This window comes from Tahibacter sp., assembly GCF_035481375.1.
Taxonomy (GTDB): domain Bacteria; phylum Pseudomonadota; class Gammaproteobacteria; order Xanthomonadales; family Rhodanobacteraceae; genus Tahibacter.
In genome coordinates, this window is the sequence record NZ_DATIGT010000096.1 from 1 (window position 1) to 22,161 (window position 22,161).

Consider the following 22,161-nt stretch of genomic DNA (forward strand, 5'->3'; position numbering starts at 1 on the left):
ATCCACAACGGCCGCGTCGTCGGCGGCGACCAGCGCTTCGACACCGACGATCTCGACGGCGTCGCCGACGGCAGCGCCGTCGCCTATGTGCGCCCCGAACATCTCGCGCTGACGCCGACCGCGCTCGACTCCGGCTGGCGCGCGACCTTGCGCCATGTCTACCTCGCCGGCAGCGTCGCCCACCTCGAACTCGAGGTGCCGTCGCTCGGCCAGACCCTCGAAGCCGAACTCGGCGGCGAAGAAGCCCAGCGCCGCGCGCTGCAGGCCGGCATGCAGGTTACCGTGCAGCCGCGTCACCTGACCCTGTTCCCGCTCGACGGAAAATCCGGCGAACCGGATGCTGCGCGACGCCGTGTCGTGCATCCGCGCTATGGGCAGGCGGCGCTGGCGCGCTGGCGGTGAATAACCAGTTGCTCGATCCGGCGGTTGCCTTCGGCCCACCCGCCACGCCACGCCGCAACGACACCGCCGCCACCGCCCCCTCTATCCACTTCGCCACGCGATCGAACGGCACGATGCTGCGTCGCGCGGCAAAGCACGATGGCGCCGTCGAGGCTGGCGATGAGGAGCGTCGCGAGTTCCGCGGCGGCCTTGCGCTCGCAGCCGTTCGCCTTCGGCGCAGCGACGCGCTGACGTTCCCAGGCGTCGAACACCTCGGCCGCCGCGCGCAGGGCGTCGTCGGCGGTGTCGTCGATCGGTTCTTCGACGGCGGCGGCCATGACCGGACAGCCGACGCGGAACTGCGAGCGCAGCAGCACCTCGCGGCGCATCGCGAGAAAGCCGCGCACGCCTTCGCAATCTGTTGACGCTCGGTCACTGCAACTACGCGTCGATCTGCAGCATCGGTCTGCGCATCAACGCGTTCATCCGGCTCGAAGCCGTCGTTGCCGGCGCGCTCGCCGTTTTCTGCTGCTGCCCTACCTCACGAAACAGGCGCGCACTGCGTAGCGCGCCTGTCCAGGGCTCAGGTGTGCGGAAATCCCGGCGGCACGCTCGCGTCGCTGAGGCTGTAGACGAAGGCCTCGACCGATCGTCCGTCCGCGAGCCGCGCCGTCGTCACGACGCGCCGATAGCCGTCGCCTTCGAACGCGTCGAGCCGCGCCCAGTGATCCGCAAGCGCTTCGGAAGTGAAGACGAAACCGTTGACGTCGTCGCCGCGCTCGTCGAGCACGATGCCCGGATAGCCGACCGCCGCACCCCAGCCTTCGGCGAGCAGGATGCCGCGCACGCAGGCGGGCTCCCAGGTGCCCGGAACGCTCGCGAGCACGTGTTCGTTCGGCCGTCCCGGCGCGAGCGTTCCATAGACGAAAAGCCGATGCGTCACGCACGTCGCCGATGCCGGGGGCAGCGGCGATTCTGCGTCAGTGCAACCGCGGCGTCGATGCTGTGCGCGCGACTACTTCGGCAGATAGTCGATCGCTTCGACGAGCCGGAACCCCGGCGTTTCGGCCACGCACTGCCGCAGCAGGAACGAATGTCCCGCGCCGTAGAACACGACGATGCGATCGCCGGGTTGCGAGCGCTGCAGCAGTTCGGCGCAGATCAGGAAATTGCGGCGGTACCACGCGGTCAGCAGATCGACGCCGGGCTGCGTATCGCCGGCGCCGATGCGCAGCGCCGTGCGATAGAAGAAATTGTCGTTGCGAAGCCGCGCGGGGTCGTTGAGATGACGCAGCGCCGCTCCGACGCCCTTGCTTGCGAGCAGACGCTCCTGCTCGGCGTTCTGGCGGTCGTAGATCGCGCCCTGCGCCGCGAGCAGTGCGCCGAACCCGTTCGCGTCGGCGTAGGTCTTCAGTGCCTCGTACGGGAAATCGCCGTCGACGTCGATGCCGTGGATGGACTTGGCCCCGGCGTCCTTCGCGAGCCGGAAGCCCAGCTGCACGACTTCGTTGCGCGACGGCGGCAGGCTGCCGTCGAGGTACTTCGCGTAGCGCTCCTCGACGACGGCCTTCGGCCATTCCACGTCGATGCGGTTCGGCCGAAACCGCGCGAGCGCTTCGGTGACGGCCGCGATCTCGGCCTGCCGCGCCGGCGACAGCATGTCGTCGACCTTCAGGTTGTGGATGTCCTTGCCGGGGTTGGACATGTGGAACACGCCGACGATCATCACGTCGACGGGCGCCGGCGCGGGCTCGGCGAGGGACGCGGGCGGGACGAGCAGCAGGCAAAGGCCGAACCGGCACAGGCGGCGAATGAGCATCGATATCTCCGGAACGAACGTCGGGGAGCCGTTCGCGGACGCGAGGACGGTACTCCCGGGTGTCCGTTCGATGCGACAGTGGCCGGCAGGGTTTAACGGCTGTCCGCCGGCGACCGGGCAGGCCGCCGTTCGGCGGCTCTTTAGCGGAAAACCGTGCCCCGGACGATCAATGTCGCGAAGATAAATTGAGAGCATTCGCTGCAATGTAAACATTGCTTGACGGTCTGTGCGGTTCGCGCCAGAGTCGGCCGGCCCGCGATCCGTCCCGGTCGATGCGGGTGCTCACACACGCAGCGGAGGGGGCTCATGAGTCGCAGCAAGAAGCCGGACGAACGCATCGTCTACGCGAAGATCCATCCGTCGATCGGCATCGCCCGCGTCGGCAATTCCAGAAAGGACGACGGCTACTACATCGGTCCGCAGGTCGTCGATCCCGCTCCGGAGCCGCCGGGCTACTACCGCGATGGAAGCGGTGCGCTCAAGCGCGAGGTCGCGCAGTTCCGCATCTACGGCTACGACGGCTCCGGCCGCGTCGTGCGCGAACTGCGGATGGGCGAGGACGTCGAGATCGAGTGGACCGTCGAACTCGCGAACCACAAGGCCGCCTGGTACAACTTCGAGCTCGCGCTCGACATTCCCGAAGCGCTGACCGCGCCCGCATCGACGCGCCGCAACGCGAACGTTCCGGTGCCCGAGCGCGGCAAGCTGTCCATCACGCCGGGCCCGCGCAGCATCGGCAAGCCTGACACGCAGGGCAAGAAATACCGCTTCGACGGCGGCAAGTTCCTCGGCACCCCGGTCGAACTCGGCGAACTGCGCACCGACGCGCAGGGCCGCCTGCTCGTGTTCGGCGGCCATGGCAAGTCGGCGTCGATCGACAACAAGCCGCCGGTCACGTTCGCGAACAACGACGGCTGGTACGACGATACCAGCGACGGCCCCGTGACCGCGCGCGTGCGGCTCGACGGCAGGGAACTCGACGTCGCGCCGGCCTGGGTCGTCGTCGCGCCGCCGAACTACGGTCCGCAGCAGAAATCCGTGCGCACGATGTATGCGCTGATGACCGACATGTCGATCCAGGCCGGCCAGCTGCCGGCGCCGACGCGGCCGTCATTCACGCACGATCTCCTGCCCATCTTCCGCGCGCTCAGCGACCTGCAGTGGATGAACGCCGGTTTCGCCGCGGGCTTCGGCTACGGCATGCCGCAGTATTTCGGCGACGCGAACTACCTGCGCAAGCTGTCGATGCCCGGCGACACCTACAAGGAGCTCCGCCGCACCGTCGCGAACGCGTTCCGCAATCCGCTCGATCTGGACGTCTCGCAGAAACCCTGGCCCTGGGTCTACGGCGATGCGATGGACGTGCCGATGCCGCCGATCCCGCGCGCGATGACCGCGATGACGACGACGCAGCTCGCGCTGCTCGACCAGTGGGCCGAGGGGAATTTCATTTCCGACTACGACTCCGCGGCCGAGCCGCCGCGCAGCATCGATCAGGTGCCGGTCGCCGAACAGCCGGCGATGCTCGATCGCGCCGCGCTGGAATTCTGTCTCGCCGACGCGTTTCATCCGGGCTGCGAGATGACCTGGCCCGTGCGCCACGCGACCATGTATCTCGAACCGTATCGCTGGCGGCATCGCGCGAAGGACAACCCCGAGCCCGACTACGGCACGACGCTGACGCCGGGCGAGGCGACGTCCTACAACGGTCCGCTCTACGCGCAGTTCCCCGGATCCATCACGCGCTGGATGGCGATTCCCTGGCAGACCGACACGGCGAGCTGCCGCTCGGGCTATCAGCCGAACTACGATCCTTACCTGCCGACGTTCTGGCCCGCGCGCGTGCCGAACCAGGTGCTCAGTGTGGAAAATTACCGAAAGGTCATGAATCTCAAGCTGCCGCGCGATCAGCGCCTGGCCGCGTTCAACGACCGCTCGGACTGGGACCGCACGCTCGGCGTCGGCTATTCGAACCAGCTCGTGAACATGGTCAGGCACTTCGACCGGCAGGGCATCGTCGAAGTGCGGCCCGGCATCGCCGACGATCCGGACTTCCCGCCGGTGATGCAGGTCGAGGACCGCGGCGGCAAGGACATGAGCGAGGCCGAACGCGTGGCGACCGACACGACCATGCGCAAGATCGCGATGCTCGGCACGCCGACGCAGGGGCCCGATCGCGCGTGAGCGACGGCGAGTGGGACGCGATCGTCGTGGGCGCCGGGCCTGCGGGCTCGGCGCTGGCCTGCCGTCTGTGTCCGCAGCGCCGCGTACTGCTGCTCGATCGTGCGCCGCTGCGCGACGCGGCAACGGCGCCGCGCATCGGCGAATCGCTGCCCGGTGCCGCACGCGTAGTGCTGCAGCGCTGCGGCGCCTGGCAACGCTTCGCCGCCGCCGGCCACGCCGAGCGCGGCGCGACCGTGTCGCAGTGGGACAGCGACGAGCCGGTCTGGTTCGATCATCTGCGTGACCCGAACGGCCCGGGCTGGCACCTCGACCGCAACCGCTTCGATCGCGATCTGCGCGATACGGCCGTCGCGGCCGGTGCGGTGCTCCTCGATGACGCCGGCACGCTGCGGATCGCGCGCGACGGTGATCGATGGACGGTTGCCGGCGGTGCGCGCGGCGGTGTTCACCGCGCGCCGCTGCTGATCGACGCGACCGGCCGCAGCGCCGCGATCGCGCGCCAGCTCGGCATCGCGCGCCGCGTCGAGGACGAACTGATCTGCCTGCACGCCTACCTGCCGGCCGATCCGGACGACGACGACCGGTGCACGCGCATCGGCGCCGACGACAACGGCTGGTGGTACAGCGTGCGCGTGCCCGACGGGCGACGCGTGCTCGCGTTTCATCTCGATGCCGGCGATGCCGAACTGCGCACGCTTCGGGTCGCGTCGAATCTGCTCGCGAAGGCGCGCCGACTCGCGGTGCTCGCCGACGTGCTGCCCGACGCGTCGGATGCGGCCGTGCACGCGCGGCCGGCCGGCAGCGCCGTGCTCGACGGCGGAGCCGGCGCGCACGGCGCGACCGGGTTTCTCGCGATCGGCGACGCCGGGCTGTCGTTCGATCCGGTCGCGTCGCAGGGCCTCTTTCACGCGCTGGCGTCGGCCGAGAGTGCGGCGAATGCGATCGCGCGTGACGATGCGATCGCGGCGCACGCGGCGTTTGCCGGCGAGATGCGCGCCGTCCATGCGCACTATCGGAACCGCTTGCGCGATACGTATGCGGGGCCGGTGCGCTTCGCGCATCGCGCGTTCTGGTCGCGACGCGCGTCGTACTGAAACGGACAGTGCCGGCGGCGCGTCGAGACGCGCCGCCGGCACTCATTCCGCTCGCGTCACATCGTCAGTCTTCGGCGGGCACGATTGCAACCGTCCGGGAATTGTTGTCGAGCCGCGCCCAGCCCGGACACGATTCGCCGCTGCAGCTGCGGCCGTCGCTGCGCCAGATCGCGCCGTTGTCGTGCAGCTGATAGAGCAGGCCGCCGGCGCCGGCCAGCGCGCGCGTGCGCGGATTGTTGTCGAGCATTCTCCAGCCCGGGCACGAGGTCCCCGTGCACGCGACGCCGGTCGATTCCCAGATGCGGCCGTCGCTGTGCCGCTGGTACAGCTCGCGACCGCCCGCAACGAGGTCGGTCGTGCGCGGGTTGTTGTCCATCATGCGCCAGCCCGGGCAGGACTCGTTCGTGCAGGCGACGCCGGTGTGCGTCCAGATCTTGCCGTCGCTGTGCAGCTGATGCAGCAGTCCGCCGCCCGCGGCGATGCGAGCCGTGCGCGGATTGTTGTCGAGCATCGTCCAGCCCGGGCACGATTCGCCGTTGCAGTTGACGCCGGTCCAGCGCCAGATGCGACCGCCATTGTGCAATTGATAGAGCTGGCCGCCGCCGGTGACGATGTCGCGCGTCGCCGCGTTGTTGTCGAGTCTCACCCAGCCCGGACAACTCTCGCCGCTGCAGGTGCGTCCCGTGAAGCGCCAGATCTGTCCGTTGTTGTGCAGCTGGAACAACTGCCCGGCCGACGACACGATCTTGACCGTGCGCGGATTGTTGTCGAGCAGTTCCCAGCCCGGGCAGCTCTCGTCGGCGCAGGGCCGGCCGGTGGAGCGCCAGATGCGCCCGCCGGCATGCAATTGATACACCTTGCCGCCGCTCGCGGCGATCGCGCGCGTCTGCGGATTGTTGTCGAGCCGCTGCCACGACGGACAGGACTCGCCGCTGCAGGCGCCGCCGATCGATTGCCAGATCGCGCCGTTGCTGTGCAGCTGATACAGCTTCGGCGCATGCAGCTGATAGACGCGCGCGTCGTCGCCGTCGGCCGCGAGGCTGAATTTGCTGCGCGGGTTGTTGTCGAGCAGCGTCCAGCCGGGGCAGCTCTCGCCGCTGCACGGCGTGCCGGTCGCGCGCCAGATGCGTCCGTCGTGGTGATCCTGATAGACGCCGCCGGCGATCGCGCCGGTGCGCGGGTTGTTGTCGAGACGCTGCCAGCCGGGGCAGCTCTCGCCCGCGCAGGCGGCACCGGTCGAACGCCAGATCATGCCGTTGCGATGGCGCTGGAACAGCGTGCCGCCGTTGACGCTGAGATCGGCCGTCGCCGGGTTGTTGTCGAGCAGCGTCCAGCCGGGACAGCTCTGTCCGGCGCAGGCCGCGCCGGTCGAGCGCCAGATGCGTCCGTCCGCGTGCAATTGGAACAATTGCCCATTCGTCGTCCAGATCGCGGTCGTGCGCGGGTTGTTGTCGAGCTGGCGCCAGTGCGGGCAGCTGTCGCCGGCGCAGGGCTGGCCGGTCCATTCCCAGATCCGCCCGTCGCGGTGCAGCTGGAACAGCTTGGCGCCGCCGGCGGCTATCGCGACGGTTGCCGGGTTGTTGTCGAGCCGCTGCCAGCCCGGGCAGCTCTCGCCGCTGCAGGCGCCGCCGGTCGAGCGCCAGATCGTGCCGTCGTTGTGCAGCTGGAACAGATTGCTGCCGCCGGCGACGATCGCGATGCTGCGGGCGTTGTTGTCGAGCCGCTGCCAGCCGGGACAGTTCTCGCCGGTGCAGGCCGCGCCGGTCGAGCGCCAGATCGCGCCGTCGTAGTGCAGCTGATACAGCCGGTCCGACGCCGCGGCGATATCGGTCGTGCGGATGTTGTTGTCGAGCCGTTGCCAGCCCGGGCAGCTCTCGCCGCTGCACGCCGCGCCGGTGCCGCGCCAGATCGCGCCGGCCCAGCGATTCTCCTGATCGATCGCGATGCGCCACGCGCCGCGGCCGCGTGCGCCAATGTATAAATTGCTGCGCTGGCTGCCGAGCGTCTCGAAATGCGCGAACAGCGGCCGCGAAATGTGCGGACGCAGACTCGCGTTGCTGACCGGATCGGTCAGCAGCGTCCAGTTGGCGCCCGCGTCGGCCGAGTAGTACAGCCCGGAATCCTGGCCGCCGACGACGAAGACATTGCGATCGAGCGGACTGATCGCGGCGAGCGATGCCTGCGGATAGCCGCCGCCGCCCGGACCCTGCTGCACTTCCGCGACGAACGCGCCGTTGCCGGTCAGCAGCGCGTCGATGCCCGCGAGCGCCGCCCAGCTCGCGCCGCCGTCGGTGCTGCGCACCATCTGCGGCGCAGCCGCGGCGAGATCGCTCGCCACGATGTGATTGGCGTCGTTGCGGTCGATCGCCAATACGCCGAACTGGCTGACGCCGTTGCGCCGCACCTGGGTCCACGCGCCGGTCGTCGTGGCGCCGTCGTGCCGCCACAGCGAGCCGGTGCCGCCGACCGAGCAATTGCCGCCGCGCAGATAGAACACCGCCGTGGCGCCGGCACGCGAAGGCACGATGCCGCAGGCATCGGCGGGCGCGCCGGTGCCGAGCGACTGCCAGGTGACCGTGCCGGCGCCGATGTTGGTCGTGAAGAACACGCCGCCGCTCGTGACCACCGCGTAGCTGTTCGCGGCGTAGTGCGTCAGCGATCCCTGGTCCTGGAAACTGCGCAGATTGCCCGGCGGATACGTCGGAATTTCGCTGCCGCCGTCCATGCTGTCGTCGTCGAGGAACAGGCGCGTCGCGCGCCCGCCGTTGAAGCAGCAGATCGAATACACCACGCGCGCGGCTTCGGCTTCGACGTCGAACACGTCGCAGCAGCTCGGGCTGTTCCAGTCGAGCGTGCTCTTGCCGCCGTCGCGCGTGCCGAACGCGCCGGAGTCCTGCTGACCCAGATACACGCCTTCCTCGCCGAGGTTCGCGCGCTCGTTTCCGTCCATGTCCCAGAGCCACAGCGCGCTGACCGACGTCGTCGGCTGTTCCCAGCGCGGATCGTGGCAGTCCGCGCCCGTGCGCTGGTTGAAATAGATGCCGCCGTCGTTGGAGAACAGCGTCGGGCAGGCACCGACGCCGCCGGCCGGATTGAACACGATGTCGCCGACATCCCAATGGCTGCCGTTCTGCGCGTTGCTCCAGCCGCCGCTTGCGGGACAGCGCTGCGCGGTCGAACCCGTGTTCGCCGGCGTCGTGCACGCGGCGCGGAACAGCTGCGTGTCGCCGAACCACAGATCGAACGCGGCGCCCGGCCGGTCGTTCACCTTGACGAACGGAATGCGCCCCTGCGGGCCCGGGTTCGTGAACGTCGTCGGCCAGCTCGCGCCGCCGTCGCGGCTCTCGAAGATCTGCGTGCCGACGACGCGGAATATCACATTGGCCTCGTCGGGCGACGCGGCGAGCGAGCACGTGCCGCCGACCTCGACCGCGCCCGCGACGAACGTCGCGCCGTTGTCACTCGAACGCTGGTGGCCATCGGCGCCGCAGACGTCGACGACGCCGTGATGCACCTCGACGTCCCAGACGCGCGAGCCGCCGGGCGTCGCCGGCGTCGGATCCACGAAGTCCCAGGTCAGGCCGTTGTCGGTGCTGATCGCGATGCCGCAGCCCGTGCCGACGTAGATGCGATTCGCATTCGCCGGATCGAACGCGATGCCGAAGCCTTCGGGCTCCGTGCGATCGACCGCGAAGCGGCAGTCGCCGGCGGCCGGACGCGCCGTCGCCGGAACCGACCACGTCACACCGCCGTCGCGGCTGACACTGATGCCGGAATCCGGCGTGGTCTTGCCGTCGTAGCGCGAGGTCGCCACGAGCACGAGCGCATTCGACGGATTGAACTTCACGTCCCAGAGCGCCTGGGGGCGATGTCCGGGCACGTAGGCCCAGTTGCGGCCCGCATCCCCGGTGCGGAACAGGCCGCCCCATTCGCTGGCCGCGAAATAGATCTGGTTGCTCGTCGGATGCGTTGCGATCTTGTTGACGCGTCCGCCGCTTGCGCTGTTCGGATCGCTGCCGTCGCGATCGGAACTGGCCGGACTGATGTTGTCGATGCGCCAGCTGCTCTGCGCCGTCGCGACCGTCGCCGCGAACAGCGCGGCCAGTCCGACGACGGCCGCGGCCGGCGCGACGAAACGCCGGTGCGCGTGCGTGGATGAAACGCGCGCGCCGGACGTCGGCGCGCCGAATGTGCATGAAACGGTGGTCATGGCTGATCCTCCCCCGCAAATCGATCCATCGCGGTGCGCTGCCGCGCGACGCGGCGGCGACCGTTCCTTGTCGAACATCCGCGGCGCCGCGCGCCGTCAGGGATTCCGGTAGTCGGCCGGGCAGACCGGAACCGGGCACAGGTTCTCGTCGAGCCGCTCGGCTTCGCCGCCGCTGTCGTCGACGAGACGGATTTCGTAGGCGAGCCCGGGCTGCATGCCTTCGACGATCACGCTGCGCTGCTCCGTTCCGCGGTGCTGCTCGGCGCCCTGCGCGATCACGCGCATCTGCTCGATCGCGCCGAGGCGCGCGTCGCGCTCCAGCGCTTCGCGCAGGTCCGCCGGCGCCTGCGCGGCGGCGACCGCGGGCGCCATGCGCTGGAACTGCTTCAGCCGCTGCGGCTCGAGTGCCGGATCGCGCGGCACGACGCGGTGATCGCGCACGTTGTCGAAGTAGACCGGCTCGACCCGCGCACGCACCTGTTCCGCTTCCAGTTTCGTGCCGGGCTGCAGGCGCGCCTCGGGCACCGCGCGCAGCGGCACGCTGCCGAAATCGCCCTGTTGCAGCGCGTCGGTGCCGGCGGCGACATCAAGACGCACCTGCGCCGACTGCGCGAGCCGTTCCGGGAACGCAATCCGCGCAATCACGTGGCCGGGTGCGTAGGGATCGCAGACGAAGTCGCAGATCAGCTGCGGCTTCGGCGCGTCAGGGCCGGCATGGGCCGCACGCGGCGCGCGCACGACGCTGCCGACCGCCGCGCGCGGCGCTGCGGCCGGCGCGCGCAGCTCGGGACGCGCGAGGTTCGTTGCGGCCTGCGGGTCCTGCGCTGGCGCGGGACTCGCGACCGCCAGCGCGAGAAAAAGCGCCGGCACCGGCACGGCAACACCGCCGCGCGGGCGTGCGAAGAGACGTCGGAACACGCCGACGGCATGCAGCGAATGCGATTCCATGGCAGATCTCCGGACAGGCACGGCAAGACCATCGACCGCCGGCGGCGTGCATTGCGGCGACGGCCGGCAGGCAGCGCGAAAAGCCCCTTTTCGCGTCATGTGCAAAGTGGTGCGATGGCCATTTTTCTCTCACGGCGCCGAGAGTGCGTGCCGTGGATCGGCGCAAAGACGCGATGCGGGACGCGATGCGTGCCGGAGCAGTCCGTCGCGTTCGAGGGTTGCGCCGTCGGCTGTCAGATCGCGGCCGGCGCGCGAGTCTCCGGTGCCGGGCCGGGTCGGTTCTGGGCCGACGGCCGGGGCGACAGCCCTTTCCATTTCCACAACAGAACAATCGCCGCAAGATCGGTGACGATCGCGAACACGCTCGCCTCGGGCCCGAAGCGGCCGCCGTTCACCCAGGTGGGCACGTCCTGCAGCAGCGGGCGCAGCCAGCCCGCGTGTTCGACGCCGCTGACGCCGAGGCCGAGCCCATAGCCGTGCAGCCAGTTCCAGCCGAAATGAAGGCCGATCGGCAATGCGAGGCTGCGCGTGCGCAGGTAGGCGAGGCCGAGGATGACCGCGCCGAGGAACAGCTCGACGGTCGCGATGATCAAGGTGATGCCGTCCATGTCCGGGTTGCCCCAGTGGCTGGTCGCAAACACGAGCCCGAGCACGATCTGCGCGATCCAGGGGCCTGCGCCGTCGACGAAGCGCTGGAACGCGAAGCCGCGGAACAGGGTTTCCTCGAACAGCGCGACGAACGCGTGGAAGTAGACGCCATAGAGAAGAATCGACACGCTGCGCGCCGGGTCGAGTTCGAAGCGCACGCCGCCGGCCAGCCAGATCATCGCGACCGCGAGCAGCGCCGACGCGATGCCGAACGCCAGCCCGATGCCGAGTTCGCGCGCCCAGCGCGCGTTCAGCACGAAGCCGACGCTCGACAGTTTGTCCTTGCGCAGCCGCACGCAGATCCAGGTGACGAGCAGCAGAAGACCGAAACGCAGCGGTTCGAGCCAGTCCTGCGTCACGCCGAGATCCTGCAGCGCGCGGCTGGCCGGCGTGTAGACGAAACGGCTCGCGAACATCAGCGCGATGAAGATCGCAACCCACCAGCCGTTGCGCAGGCGATCGTTCGAGTCGAGGAATAGGTGTTTCACGGCGGTCTCGCACAAGCAAAGAGGGGTTTCGTATTTATCTTGACATCAAGATACTTGATGTCAATATTTCTCTCGTCATGCCACCCGGAGCCGCCATGGCGAAGAAGCACGAATCCAACGGCGGGAACGCCGACCGCACCGATCGCCTGCTCGCCGAATGGCAGGCCGAACGTCCCGAACTCGATGCCGCCGCGATGGCCGTCGTCGGCCGCCTGCTCAGCATCGGCCGGCACCTGGAAGCGCGCGCGAACGCGGCGCTCAAGCCGCTCGGCCTCCACTACACCGACCTCGACGTACTCGCGACGCTGCGCCGCGGCGGCAAGCCGTACCGCCGCACGCCGACCGAACTGCGCGACTCGGTGCTGATCACCTCGGGCGCGATGACCGCCTGCCTCGACCGCCTCGAACGCAACGGCCTGATCGCGCGCGTCGCCGACCCGAACGATCGCCGCTCCAGTGCCGCGGAACTCACGAGCGAAGGCCGCAAGCTCATCGACAAGGCGATCGCCGTGCGCTTCCGGGAAGCCGCGGAAGCCCTCGCGGTGTTGTCCGAAAGCGAATGCGTGCGGCTGGCGGGCCTGCTCAAGAAGCTCGGGATAGGACTCGAAGCGTAGGCGCTCGCGTAGGGCGCAATAAGCGCAGCGCATTGCGCCGGAACGAAGCCACGGAAGCCCCCTGCGCTCCGCTCCCGCCGAAGCAACAAGGCTTCGATCACGCCGATGCGTATCAGCGTGAGGCTGGGTCGACAAGCGAGTCAGCGGGTCAGCGAGTCGGGGAGATGCGCACGAGGTTCGTGGTCATTCTGCAGGCTTTCCTTGGCCGCCCGAGTTCTCCCTATTTTGCTCCGGGCAATTAATTTGCAACGCGGATGCAAGGGGCTGCGGTATGGCGATTGGACGTTTTGTGGAGGGATCCACGCAGACCTGGGTAAAGGTGGCCTTGAATGCGATGTTTCCATCTTGCTTCGCTGCGATCAGCGAACAGGTAAAAGAGGTTGCGCCCATTGAAGAAACGCTGACGACGATGTCGATCTCTTCGTCGTAGTGCAAAGGCGCCAGGAAATCGATGCACAGGTTCCTTGCGGGAGGCAGGATGCCCAGCGCGAAAAAAGATCGAGGCGCGGGGGCGCCGAGCAGGTGCGTCTGAAAATCGAGGCAGGCCTCAACGACATAGTGAGCAATGCGAGGTGTATAAACTACCCCGGCAGGATCGCAATCGCCAAAAAGAACGCGTCGGCTTGTCTTGAACATGTCTCTCTGAAGTATGTCGCCACAGCGATAGTTTAGAGGCAGCTGAATTTGCTCTTCCGGACCCGTCACGATTCAAATATGGCTTCAAAATCCGGGGGGCGAGTACTTCAGCGCGCCCCGAGGTATCCGCACCCAGGGCTGCGCACTTTGAGTCCGCATATGAGCCGCGGAATCGAGCGACTGGCTGCTATTGAGCGTGCCGGCTCAACGTTCATGACCTTGGACTGCCCTGCCACCTGGCGGAAGAGGCGTGTTTCGCAAGAACGGCAGAATTCTCCGAGAAGTCGCTTGCCAGAAGGCATGGTTCGCGCCTATGAGCCGGTTGAACCGGTAAGTACTTCCTTCGTGTAGCTTTCGATCCATAGTGCCATTCCGAAGGCGCTGCGCTGCCTGGCGTTGACACTCGGTGCAGTGGCAAACAAACAATGCAATTGTCTCTCCGGTGACTCGTATTGCGCGTCACCGCATTGGCATGGCCCTCGATTTCTTCGTCCGCCGCCGGCTCCATGGCAGTCTAGGATCTCGTCCGCTCACTGTGGAGCGGAAGCCCAAGGCTACTCTATTTGAGCCATGCCGGCGATCAATCCACCGTCGCGGTTCGCGGCGTCGGCATGCTCGCGACAACGGCGGCCAGGCGCTGACGCTGGCGCTCGATCGAACGAACCCTGCGGTCGATCCCGGCAACGACAGCCAGTGCGAAGCCGTCGATCAGCGCGGCGTCGCGCGTCCGATCGACGGCAGCGGCAACGGCAACGGCAACGGCGGTGCGGTTCGCGATGTCGGTGCGTTCGAATTTTCCGGTGTGTCGTTTGGCGACGGATTCGAACGAGGCGACGCACGTCCGAATGTCGCGAATCGCGAAGCGGGGCGGTGACGGGCCATCGCCCCGCTTTCCCGCGGCGGATAAAGTTTTAAACGCGACAATGTCCACATCATGCCGGCTTCGTGCGCCCGGCGATGACGACGCCGGACACCGCGAGCGCCGCCGCGAGCCCCATGCTGCTCAGATAGGCCGCGCATGCCGAAACCGGCAACAGCGCCGCGAACAGCAGGCCGCCCAGCGCGAGCGCGGACGTCGTCGACAGCGCCGCGCTCAGTCGCAGCGCGGCGCCGGTTTCGCCGTGGCGTTCGGGCGGCGACAGCGCCAGCGTCATGACCGACAGCGTCGGCGAGATCAGGCCCATGCCGGCGCCTGCGACGATCCAGCCGGCCGTTGCCGTGACGATCGGCGCCGTGGTGAGTAGCGCAGCCGCGGACAACGCGATGCCGATGGCCACGCCGCTCAGGCCGATGCGCAGCAGCATCACCGTGCCGACGCGCGCGCCGACGGCGCCGCGGCATGCGGCGCCTGCGGACCACGTCACCGCGCCGGCCGACAGCACGAGACCGGCCGTGCCGACGGACAGGCCGCGCTCGCGAAACAGCAGCAGCGGCAGGAACGCTTCGGCGGCGAAGAACGCGGCCTGCGCGAGTCCGTTGAGCGCGATGGCCGCAGGAAGTCCGGCGCGCGCGGTCAGCGTGCCGGCCGGCAGCAGGCGCTGCGCGGCAAGCAGCAGTAACGCGAGTGCCGCAGGCATCAGCCACCACGCCGTCGACAGGGTCGCTCCGATCGCGTGCGGGTCGGAACCGTGCTGGCCGACGACGTGCAGCATCAAGGCACTCGCTGCCGCGCCCATGGCCCACAGCAGCGGGCGGGCCGCATGGCGCATGTGCGCGTGTGCGCCGGGCGGCGTCAACGCGATACGTTTGAGCAGCGCGGCCGCGGGCAGCGTCAGCAGCGCGACGCCGAGCAGCGACCAGCGCCAGCCGAACGCGTCGGCGACGAGTCCGCTGAGGCCGGGACCGAGCAGCGACGGCAGCACCCAGGCCGCGGAAAACGCGGTGAACACGCGTGCATGCAGCGTCGCGGGATACAGCCGTCCGACGAGCGCGTACAGCGACACCGACAGCAGCCCCGACCCGAGCCCGGCGATCAGACGTCCGAACAGCAGCCAGGTCATGTCCGGAGCGATGCCGCCGACGACCAGGCCCGACACGAAGCCGGCGACGCCCGCCCAGAGCGGCCGCAGCGGTCCGCGGCGATCGCTCCAGCGTCCGGCGGCGACCATGCCGAGCATCGAGGCGGCGAGCGGTCCGCCGAAGACGAAGCCATACAGCGACAGGCCGTGCAGGTCGGTGGCGGCCTGCGGCATGACGGTCGCGACGGCGAGCGCTTCCAGCGCGATCAGCGAGACGAGACCGACGACGCCGAGCGTCGGCGCGCGATAGCGCGGTCCGAGCAGCCGATCGTCGGACACGACCGGCACGGTGCCGGGCGGCGATGCGTCCGCTTCGTCGGAAACCGGCCGCGCGTCGGCGGCACGTCGTGCAGCGGAATTGCGCGGAGCCTGTTCGTACATCGCTTGCGCCGGCAGCGAAGGGGCTGCGAGTATCAAAGCTCGACTAAACTTGAGGTCAAGCGATGGCCGGTTCGACGCTGGGTGTGGGCGAGGTCGCGCGCCGCAGCGGCCTTGCGATTTCGGCGCTGCATTTCTATGAAAAGCAGGGACTGATCGTCAGCACGCGCACGTCGGGCAATCAGCGCCGCTACACACGCGACACGCTGCGGCGGCTCGCGGTGATCCAGGTCGCGCAGCGCGTGGGCCTGCCGCTGCGGACGATTGCCGAAGCGCTGGAGACGCTGCCGGCCAATCGCACGCCGACGCGCGCGGACTGGACGCGCCTGTCGGCCTTCTGGCGCGACGATCTGGATGCGCGCATCGCCGAACTCGTGCGACTGCGCGACATGCTGGCCGACTGCATCGGCTGCGGTTGTCTGTCGATCCGGCGGTGTGCGTTGCGCAATCCGGGTGATGAAATGTCGGCGGAGGGGGCTGGGCCGCGGCGGTTGCTGGGGTGATGTTTCGTCGTTCGGTTTGATCTGGCGAAAAAAAAGCGACGCGAGCCAGTTTTCAAACGACTTCCGCAACGGCGCCGAGCACAAGAATTCAGATGCGCGGCAATCCTGGTGCAGCCACGAGCCAGCGATCGGTCGAGCTGGTCGCCATCGAAACGGATCTGCACCAGAACGCGTCTACTGGCCGCTGCGCACGGGCCGCATCCGCTCAAAACGTGATCCGCACCGACTCGGCGCTGCGCTTGGCCTCTCCGTGATAGACCGCCTCGACATTGTTGCCGTCCGGATCGAGCACGAAGGCTGCGTAGTAGCCGGGATGGTAGTCGCGCTCGCCGGGCTTGCCGTTGTCCGTTCCACCGCTGGCCAGTGCGGCCTTGTAGAACGCATCCACGACCTCGCGGTTCTTCGCCTGGAACGCCAGATGATGGCGACCGGTCAACTGACCTTGCGCGGCCTTGCTGTCACGCGTGGAAATGAAGAGTTCGTCGGCCCAGAAATGGTCCTTGCCCGTGCCGCTCATCGGAATGTCCAGGGCCTCGAAGACGGCGGTGTAGAACCGCTGTGAAGCAGCGAGGTCGCTGACCACGAGCTGGATGTGATCGATCAGGCGTCCGCGGTGAAGTTCCTGCGTTTCCATGATGAGTTTGTCCTGTTGTGGATTGCGGCAGTTTTCGTCGGAAAGCCGACGCGGCAGTGACGAACACGTGTCCCGCCATGGTCGCGTGCGTGGCGTGAGGATCAGGTGTTCGGGGCAACGTGCCCAGCAATACTGTGGCTGCCAATGCACACAACGGAACAGTTTTATTTGTAGGCGCGTCGGCGTTCGTGGCGCCGCTCGCCCGAGCGGTTCATCCGTGCGCCGGCGCGGATCAATCGGACGCGGCGATCGAGTCGGTGCTCGGTGGTCCGTCTGCGACCACGACGATCGTATCGCCCGACTGCATGACGATTTCATACCGGCATCCGTCACGCTCGTTCGCTTCAAGGACCGCGGATGACGGGCCCCAGGGACGCAGCGCCGGAACCACGAGTTCGCTGACTCGCGTAAAGGTGATCGAGAATGCTCCGTCGCGAAGCGCTGAGCCCGCAAAGTCGAGGCGGCACGAGCGCGCCGCCCAGTCGAAGCGGACGTCGACCAGCACGGCGTCGTGGAGCTGGCTCAGTTTCAGACTCATCTCCGTTCACGGCGGCCGGACGCGTCAGAAGCGTTCGGCGCGCAGCAAATCGATTTGCTCGCTCTCATTGGTCGGCGGCCTGCAATCACCGCAGGCCGACGCCAATCACTCCACGTCAAACGCCTGCAGCGTCACCGGCGTCGTGCTGTTTTCCAGATTGAAACTCACCGTTCCGGAAGCACCCGCGGCGCTGGCCGTGACGACGTAAGTCCCGAGCGTGCCGTTCGCCGTTGCCGTCGTGCCGGCGACGCCGGCGCTGACCGTTGCGGGATTCGGCGACAGCGCGGCGGTCGCGCCGCTGGCGGGCGGTACGTATGTCACGAGTCCGCCATCGACGGGTTCGCCCGCGACATTTGCCGTAACGCCCACGGCGAGCGGATTCGCAAACGCGGAATTCAGCATCGCGATCTGGTTGTTGCCGCCGCTCAGCGCGATCGCGAAGCCGCGCGATTCGTAGGCGCCCGTGTCGACGGCGGCGAGTTGCGGCCGCGCAATGCCGCGCTGGTCGGCGGCTGGTGCGCCGGCGGCGACGCCGTGATCGATGGCCGGGCTGCCGGGCAGCAGTGCGTGCGTCGCGATCGGTCCGCCGTAGTTCGCGAGCGGCGCGAGCACGGGCGGGGTGTTGAGCAGATCGCCGGGGCCGGCGATCGCCAGCGTGGCGTCGTCGACGATGTTGCCGCCGAGCGAGGTGATGGTCGGCACGGTCGTGCCGACCGAGACCGCGTTGACGTTGGTGCTCGCGAGGATGGTGTTGCCGATGGTCAGGCTCATCGCGCCGAAGCGGCCGTCGAAGAAGATCGCATTGCCCTGGTCGGCGATCGTCACGTTCTGCAGCGTGGCGGACGCGGGGCCGCTGTCGGGGAAGTAGTAGACGGCCTGGGCCACGTTGTTGCTGAACGTCGTGTTGCTGACGCTGACGTTGCCGGCGTGCATCAGGATGTTGCCGGTGTTGTTCGTGAACAGCGTGTTGGTGACGGTCGTCGTACCGGTGAAGACGGCGATCGCGCTGCCGGTGCCGCCGCCGGAGGTGTTGTCGCGAATCACGCAGTTGTCGACGGTCAGGCTCGCGCCGGCCTGGAAGCCGCCGCTGAAGGCGATGTTGGGCGCATGCCCGCCGCGCACGGTGACCCCGCTGATCGACAGCGTGTTTTGCAGTGAAAAGATGCCGAAGGTGTTGTTGCCGGAGATCGTCAGTTGATTCGCACCGGGACCGGCGATCGTCATCGGTTGCGTGATCGTCGGTAACGCGCTCAGGAGATTGATCGTACCGGTCACGGCGAACGTGATCGTGTGGGCCCCGCTGGTGTCGGCGTTCGCGTCGAGCATCGCTTGGCGCAGGCTGCCGGCTCCGCTGTCGTCGGTGGTCGTCACGGAGAACGCGGTTCGCGGTGTCGCCGGTTGCTGCGGCGCTGCGCTGACGGTTGAGAAAACGGCGAGCAGGGCGAGTGCGCCCACGGTGAAAAGGCGGCGAGCGATGACGGTCATGGGCAAGTCCTGTCGTGAGAGGCCGGCGCCGGTGCAATGCCTGTGGCCGAGTCCGCACCGGAGCTGTCGCGCATTCTTCCGGGCGAACCGGGTGCGCGGCAAGTCCCTGCCGATGACAGCGTCATGCTGACGAAACGGCGGCTTTCGCCGGCGCGTTCGTGTGGCGAACTACGTTGACGGCGCGCGAACGGGACCGCGCTCTCTGCGCCATACCGAATACGCAACGACGCCGCTGCCCGACGCGCTCGCCGGAACCGCGTAGCTGAGCACGTCGTTGTCGAGCGTGTAGTCGCGCACCTGGCGCTTGCCTTCCCAGTTCGGGAACGAGGCGGCCTGCAGGTCGAAGGTGAGTTGGTGTTTGCCCGCATCGACGGCGACGCGGCCGAAATGCGTGCTCGAGCCGACGGATGCCTGCCGGTATTCCTCCGCCGTGCCGCGTGTCTTGTCGCCGCTGGCGAACGCCGGCCGACTGGGCCGGAAGATCTGCAGGCTGTAGCGTCCGGCCGCGTCGACGATGAGTCGTCCGATCGGATGCTCGCCGTAGTTCGTCGTGCGCGAGCCGTCGGGATGGATCTCGTAGGCCTGGGTCATCGTCCAGGTGCCTTCGAGCGGATGAGCGGCGTCGATGCCGCTGTCGGCGACGACGGTCGTGCTCACGAACAGTGTCGCGGATGCGCAGAGCGAGACGAGCAGCGGTTTCATGACGCACTCCTGTAACCGATCTGACGGGTTACGCATGATTGCGTCGGCCGCATAACCTGTCAATATGGTTACCCATGGCAACGCATCGCATACCGGCCACGCCGCCGGAAGACCGGGACGGCTTTCGCTATCGCGGCGGCACGGCTGTCCTCGACCTGACCGCCACGCTGCGCGCAAGGCTCTCGTCCGCACCGCAGGAGTTGCTCGCGACGCCGCGCGATCTCGATCGCTGGATCGTTGCGGCCGGCCTCGTCGCGTCGTCGCCGGGCGCCGACGACGCGGATCTGCGCACCGCGCGTGCGCTGCGCGAGGCGATCTACGTGCTGGCCGGCGAGCGCGATGCGGCGGCGCTGAGCGTGAGTGCGTGCAAGGTGCTCAACCGGACCGCAAAGACGCCGGCGGCGGCGCCGGCGCTGCGCGCCGACGGCACGGCGCAGTTGAAGGGATCCGTCGCGCAATTGCTGTCGACGCTGGCCCGCGACGCCATTCATCTGTTCGGCAGCCGGGCCATTGCGATCCGGCAATGCCAGTCGCCGACGTGCGCGATCTATTTCATCGACACGTCGCGCTCGGGCGATCGCCGCTGGTGTTCGATGTCCGCCTGCGGCAACAAGGCGAAGGTTGCCGAGTTCCGGCGGCGTCGGCGGGCGGAAGAGGGGGGCTCATGAGCGGCATCAGGCGACACCGGCTGCCGGTTATGTCTCCATCGGGAAAAACGTAAACCCGCGGCCGCTTTCCCGTTCATGCGCCGGTTCCAGAGCCTCGATTGCCTCGAAGAACACCTTCGCGTCCGTCGTGCGAGCCTCGGGCGGAACGGCGAGCGACGGGTCGGTTCGCAGGAGTTCGAGCGCGGCCAGTTCGGCAGCTTTCGGCGATTCGGCGTCGACGAAGCGCGTCGCGTAGAAGCCCAGCGGTCCGGATTTTCCGAGCAGCGCGCCGGGGAAGTTCTCTCCGCGCATCAGGCAGCGAAAGATGGGCATGAGCAATCACTCGTAGGGCGGCCGTCGCGCGACCGCGTTGCGGAAGCGCGAGCATATACCGCAAGCGATTCGGTCGGTGCGGTCTCGGCGTTCTGCGGCAGAGGTCAATACGTACGGACGCGCGTCCGGATCCCTGCGAGGTCGATGTGCGATCAGGCGCCGCTCAGCGGCTCCACCACGCCCCCGGAAAATACACGCCCGGATCCGGCCGCTCGCGGAACACTTCGCGACGGAAGCGGAACAGTTCGGCCGGTCGTCCGCCGGTGCCGGTCGCGAGCCGGCCCGTGCCTTCGACGAGTCCGGCGCTTTCGACGAGGCGGCGGAAGTTCTGCTTGTGCAGGCGGTTGCCGCTGAGCGCTTCGACCACTTGTTGCAATTGCAGCAAGGTGAATTCCGGCGGCAGCAGCTCGAACACGACGGGGCGGTACTTGAGCTTGCCGCGCACGCGGCCGAGCGCGGTGGCGAGGATGCGGCGGTGGTCGAGCGCGAGGGCGAAGCCGCCGCCGGGCACCGCGGCGTATTTGGGGTCGCGTTCGCGCGCGGCTTCGGCGACGAGACCGGCTTCCCATAGAAGTTCGTAGCGTTCGAGCGTGCGTTCCGGGTCCCAGGGCGCGGTGTCGAGGCCGAAAGTCAGGTCGACGCGTTCGTGCTTGCGCGCATCGCTGCCGGCCCAGGCGTGCAGGCGCGGCGCGAGTTCGCGTTCGATGAGGTCCGGGCGGCCGCGGCGCCAGTCTTCCCATGGCAGGTAGGCGTAGCAGTCGCGCCATTGCGCGCCGAGGCCGGCGGGCAGTGCCTGCTCGCGCACGAGCGCGAGGTAGGTCATTGCAATGACGCGTGCCCCGCCGGCGCGTTCGCGCGGGTCGCGGAAGCGGTCGCCGAAGGTGTAGAGCTGTTCGACGTAGCCGAGCGCGAGGCCGGTCTGCTTGGCGACCCAGTCGCGCACGCCGCGCTCGAGCGTCGAGTGGGCTTCGAGGTCGAGCGGACCCGACGGCAGCGCTTCGTCGGTGCTCGCCGCGTCGCGCACCGTGAGGATGCGCGGCGCTTCGGCGGTCACGGCGAAGATGACGGCGTCGAGACCGAGATGGACAGCGGGCGAGGGCATGTCCGCGAGCATAGCGGAGTTGACTCGTGCGCCGCGGTGAACATGCCGGCGGCGTCACTCCACCGGTGCATACACGCGGATCGTCGGATCGTCGTAGTCGTAGTAGCGCAGCCGCGTCGTCGATTTCACGCCCATGAATCGGCCGCTGGATTCGAGCTGGATCGGCATGCCGGTCGCGACGGCGATCCAGACCTTGACGTCGCTCTTGGCGGGCTCGGTCACGGTGTAGGCATAGACCTTCGCCGCGGCGCCGTCGACCGTGTCGTCGCCGAGTGCGGTGACGTCGAGATCGCGCGCGAGCTCGTCGAGCGTGCTCTGGTTGCGGTACTGGCCGACGATGCGGCCGACCTTGATCGGCATCGGCAGCTTCACGCGCTTGCCGTCGATCAGCGTGTAGGCGTCGTCGCCGATGAGGATCTGCTCCATCTGGCCCTGGCCGTTCCTGATGTGGTAGCGGTCGGGCGCGACGAAGTCCATCTGCGAGAGCTGCTGCCCCTTGCCGACATCGGTGACGGTCGCGCGGAAGCTCTTGGCCGCGAGGAAGCGGGTATAGGCCGCGTGGACGTCTTCGCGCGGGCCGGCGAACGCCGGCGTGGGCAGGGTCAGGGCGAGCGCGAGCAGCAGACGGGGCAGGGACATCACGGTTCTCCGGAACTGAGACGGCAGGCGGTTACAGTTCGACGCCAATACGCAAAAGGGTACAGGACGGAGACAGCGGTTCGCGCCGTCCTGGCGAAGTCTGGCGGGATTTACGGGACCAATGGAGACGTCGCGCACGGATCGCGCGCGGCGGCGTCGC

22 protein-coding genes are annotated in these 22,161 nt (G+C 68.3%); 7 read left to right on the forward strand and 15 right to left on the reverse strand.

Going from position 1 to position 22,161, the window contains the following annotated elements; genetic code table 11:
- Positions 1–402, forward strand: a 402-nt coding sequence (locus VLF18_RS05660) for a TOBE-like domain-containing protein (protein ID WP_325278641.1), incomplete at its 5' end; no start/stop codon positions are given.
- Here VLF18_RS05660 and VLF18_RS05665 read toward each other — a convergent pair.
- The 3 genes from VLF18_RS05665 to VLF18_RS05675 form a co-directional block, all read right to left on the reverse strand.
- Complete coding sequence (locus VLF18_RS05665) at positions 369–788, reverse strand: hypothetical protein (RefSeq protein ID WP_325278642.1); 420 nt, start codon at positions 786–788, stop codon at positions 369–371. The two genes, VLF18_RS05660 and VLF18_RS05665, sit on opposite strands and share 34 nt — an antisense overlap.
- Before the next feature lie 176 nt (positions 789–964).
- Positions 965–1,324, reverse strand: a complete 360-nt coding sequence (locus VLF18_RS05670; RefSeq protein WP_325278643.1) for a gamma-glutamylcyclotransferase family protein — start codon at positions 1,322–1,324, stop codon at positions 965–967.
- Between the two features lie 72 nt (positions 1,325–1,396).
- Positions 1,397–2,200 (reverse strand): DUF5694 domain-containing protein, encoded by an 804-nt coding sequence (locus VLF18_RS05675; protein ID WP_325278644.1) that lies wholly within the window; start codon positions 2,198–2,200, stop codon positions 1,397–1,399.
- Positions 2,201–2,506: 306 nt separating this feature from the next.
- Between VLF18_RS05675 and VLF18_RS05680 the strand changes: the two genes are divergently transcribed.
- Both VLF18_RS05680 and VLF18_RS05685 read left to right on the forward strand, forming a co-directional pair.
- On the forward strand, positions 2,507–4,384 hold the full coding sequence (locus VLF18_RS05680; RefSeq protein ID WP_325278645.1) for a LodA/GoxA family CTQ-dependent oxidase: 1,878 nt from the start codon (positions 2,507–2,509) through the stop codon (positions 4,382–4,384).
- The gene (locus tag VLF18_RS05685; protein WP_325278646.1) at positions 4,381–5,478 is read left to right on the forward strand and encodes an NAD(P)/FAD-dependent oxidoreductase; all 1,098 of its coding nucleotides are present in this window, start codon (positions 4,381–4,383) and stop codon (positions 5,476–5,478) included. Before VLF18_RS05680 ends, VLF18_RS05685 begins: the two co-directional genes overlap by 4 nt.
- 64 nt (positions 5,479–5,542) lie before the next feature.
- Here the strand turns inward: VLF18_RS05685 and VLF18_RS05690 are convergent, their stop codons facing one another.
- The 3 genes from VLF18_RS05690 to VLF18_RS05700 form a co-directional block, all read right to left on the reverse strand.
- On the reverse strand, positions 5,543–9,688 hold the full coding sequence (locus VLF18_RS05690; protein WP_325278647.1) for a hypothetical protein: 4,146 nt from the start codon (positions 9,686–9,688) through the stop codon (positions 5,543–5,545).
- A gap of 96 nt (positions 9,689–9,784) precedes the next feature.
- On the reverse strand, positions 9,785–10,636 hold the full coding sequence (locus VLF18_RS05695; RefSeq protein WP_325278648.1) for a hypothetical protein: 852 nt from the start codon (positions 10,634–10,636) through the stop codon (positions 9,785–9,787).
- Between the two features lie 233 nt (positions 10,637–10,869).
- Entirely contained in the window at positions 10,870–11,772 is a 903-nt protein-coding gene (locus VLF18_RS05700) for a CPBP family intramembrane glutamic endopeptidase (protein ID WP_325278649.1), read from the reverse strand.
- A gap of 95 nt (positions 11,773–11,867) precedes the next feature.
- Here VLF18_RS05700 and VLF18_RS05705 point away from each other — a divergent pair, with 95 nt between their 5' ends.
- The gene (locus tag VLF18_RS05705; protein ID WP_325278650.1) at positions 11,868–12,386 is read left to right on the forward strand and encodes a MarR family transcriptional regulator; all 519 of its coding nucleotides are present in this window, start codon (positions 11,868–11,870) and stop codon (positions 12,384–12,386) included.
- Between the two features lie 183 nt (positions 12,387–12,569).
- On the opposite strand, the gene VLF18_RS05710 is transcribed toward VLF18_RS05705, so the two are convergent.
- A complete protein-coding gene (locus tag VLF18_RS05710) occupies positions 12,570–13,022 on the reverse strand; it encodes a thioesterase family protein (protein ID WP_325278651.1) in 453 nt (150 codons plus the stop codon).
- A gap of 472 nt (positions 13,023–13,494) precedes the next feature.
- Here VLF18_RS05710 and VLF18_RS23125 point away from each other — a divergent pair, with 472 nt between their 5' ends.
- Positions 13,495–13,896, forward strand: coding sequence for a choice-of-anchor Q domain-containing protein (locus VLF18_RS23125; protein ID WP_414717187.1), 402 nt, complete (start codon positions 13,495–13,497; stop codon positions 13,894–13,896).
- Positions 13,897–13,954: 58 nt separating this feature from the next.
- On the opposite strand, the gene VLF18_RS05720 is transcribed toward VLF18_RS23125, so the two are convergent.
- Positions 13,955–15,421, reverse strand: a complete 1,467-nt coding sequence (locus VLF18_RS05720) for an MFS transporter (RefSeq protein ID WP_325278653.1) — start codon at positions 15,419–15,421, stop codon at positions 13,955–13,957.
- A 62-nt stretch (positions 15,422–15,483) separates the two neighbouring features.
- On the opposite strand from VLF18_RS05720, the gene soxR reads away from it, so the two are divergent.
- Positions 15,484–15,921, forward strand: a complete 438-nt coding sequence (soxR, locus tag VLF18_RS05725; RefSeq protein ID WP_325278654.1) for a redox-sensitive transcriptional activator SoxR — start codon at positions 15,484–15,486, stop codon at positions 15,919–15,921.
- A gap of 205 nt (positions 15,922–16,126) precedes the next feature.
- Here the strand turns inward: soxR and VLF18_RS05730 are convergent, their stop codons facing one another.
- The 4 genes from VLF18_RS05730 to VLF18_RS05745 form a co-directional block, all read right to left on the reverse strand.
- Entirely contained in the window at positions 16,127–16,555 is a 429-nt protein-coding gene (locus VLF18_RS05730) for a VOC family protein (protein ID WP_325278655.1), read from the reverse strand.
- 232 nt (positions 16,556–16,787) lie between these two features.
- Positions 16,788–17,060 (reverse strand): hypothetical protein, encoded by a 273-nt coding sequence (locus tag VLF18_RS05735; protein ID WP_325278656.1) that lies wholly within the window; start codon positions 17,058–17,060, stop codon positions 16,788–16,790.
- Positions 17,061–17,198: 138 nt separating this feature from the next.
- On the reverse strand, positions 17,199–18,578 hold the full coding sequence (locus tag VLF18_RS05740) for a choice-of-anchor Q domain-containing protein (RefSeq protein WP_325278657.1): 1,380 nt from the start codon (positions 18,576–18,578) through the stop codon (positions 17,199–17,201).
- 168 nt (positions 18,579–18,746) lie between these two features.
- On the reverse strand, positions 18,747–19,280 hold the full coding sequence (locus tag VLF18_RS05745; RefSeq protein ID WP_325278658.1) for a lipocalin-like domain-containing protein: 534 nt from the start codon (positions 19,278–19,280) through the stop codon (positions 18,747–18,749).
- A gap of 74 nt (positions 19,281–19,354) precedes the next feature.
- Between VLF18_RS05745 and VLF18_RS05750 the strand changes: the two genes are divergently transcribed.
- Positions 19,355–19,948, forward strand: coding sequence for a CGNR zinc finger domain-containing protein (locus tag VLF18_RS05750; protein ID WP_325278659.1), 594 nt, complete (start codon positions 19,355–19,357; stop codon positions 19,946–19,948).
- 27 nt (positions 19,949–19,975) lie between these two features.
- On the opposite strand, the gene VLF18_RS05755 is transcribed toward VLF18_RS05750, so the two are convergent.
- The 3 genes from VLF18_RS05755 to VLF18_RS05765 form a co-directional block, all read right to left on the reverse strand.
- Complete coding sequence (locus VLF18_RS05755) at positions 19,976–20,260, reverse strand: hypothetical protein (protein ID WP_325278660.1); 285 nt, start codon at positions 20,258–20,260, stop codon at positions 19,976–19,978.
- A gap of 163 nt (positions 20,261–20,423) precedes the next feature.
- The gene (locus VLF18_RS05760; RefSeq protein ID WP_325278661.1) at positions 20,424–21,362 is read right to left on the reverse strand and encodes an NUDIX hydrolase; all 939 of its coding nucleotides are present in this window, start codon (positions 21,360–21,362) and stop codon (positions 20,424–20,426) included.
- A 54-nt stretch (positions 21,363–21,416) separates the two neighbouring features.
- Positions 21,417–22,001 carry a hypothetical protein gene (locus tag VLF18_RS05765; RefSeq protein WP_325278662.1) on the reverse strand — a complete coding sequence of 195 codons (585 nt, stop codon included), beginning with the start codon at positions 21,999–22,001 and terminating at the stop codon, positions 21,417–21,419.
- Between the last annotated feature and the right edge of the window lie 160 nt (positions 22,002–22,161).

Bases quoted from the DNA above. Each gene is read 5' to 3' on its own strand.
- VLF18_RS05675 (WP_325278644.1), bottom strand. From the start codon at position 2,200: ATGCTCATTCGCCGCCTGTGCCGGTTCGGCCTTTGCCTGCTGCTCGTC.
- VLF18_RS05680 (WP_325278645.1), top strand. From the start codon at position 2,507: ATGAGTCGCAGCAAGAAGCCGGACGAACGCATCGTCTACGCGAAGATC.
- VLF18_RS05690 (WP_325278647.1), bottom strand. From the start codon at position 9,688: ATGACCACCGTTTCATGCACATTCGGCGCGCCGACGTCCGGCGCGCGC.
- VLF18_RS05695 (WP_325278648.1), bottom strand. From the start codon at position 10,636: ATGGAATCGCATTCGCTGCATGCCGTCGGCGTGTTCCGACGTCTCTTC.
- VLF18_RS05705 (WP_325278650.1), top strand. From the start codon at position 11,868: ATGGCGAAGAAGCACGAATCCAACGGCGGGAACGCCGACCGCACCGAT.
- VLF18_RS05710 (WP_325278651.1), bottom strand. From the start codon at position 13,022: ATGTTCAAGACAAGCCGACGCGTTCTTTTTGGCGATTGCGATCCTGCC.
- VLF18_RS23125 (WP_414717187.1), top strand. From the start codon at position 13,495: ATGGCCCTCGATTTCTTCGTCCGCCGCCGGCTCCATGGCAGTCTAGGA.
- VLF18_RS05720 (WP_325278653.1), bottom strand. From the start codon at position 15,421: ATGTACGAACAGGCTCCGCGCAATTCCGCTGCACGACGTGCCGCCGAC.
- soxR (WP_325278654.1), top strand. From the start codon at position 15,484: ATGGCCGGTTCGACGCTGGGTGTGGGCGAGGTCGCGCGCCGCAGCGGC.
- VLF18_RS05730 (WP_325278655.1), bottom strand. From the start codon at position 16,555: ATGGAAACGCAGGAACTTCACCGCGGACGCCTGATCGATCACATCCAG.
- VLF18_RS05740 (WP_325278657.1), bottom strand. From the start codon at position 18,578: ATGACCGTCATCGCTCGCCGCCTTTTCACCGTGGGCGCACTCGCCCTG.
- VLF18_RS05745 (WP_325278658.1), bottom strand. From the start codon at position 19,280: ATGAAACCGCTGCTCGTCTCGCTCTGCGCATCCGCGACACTGTTCGTG.
- VLF18_RS05750 (WP_325278659.1), top strand. From the start codon at position 19,355: ATGGCAACGCATCGCATACCGGCCACGCCGCCGGAAGACCGGGACGGC.
- VLF18_RS05755 (WP_325278660.1), bottom strand. From the start codon at position 20,260: ATGCCCATCTTTCGCTGCCTGATGCGCGGAGAGAACTTCCCCGGCGCG.
- VLF18_RS05760 (WP_325278661.1), bottom strand. From the start codon at position 21,362: ATGCCCTCGCCCGCTGTCCATCTCGGTCTCGACGCCGTCATCTTCGCC.
- VLF18_RS05765 (WP_325278662.1), bottom strand. From the start codon at position 22,001: ATGTCCCTGCCCCGTCTGCTGCTCGCGCTCGCCCTGACCCTGCCCACG.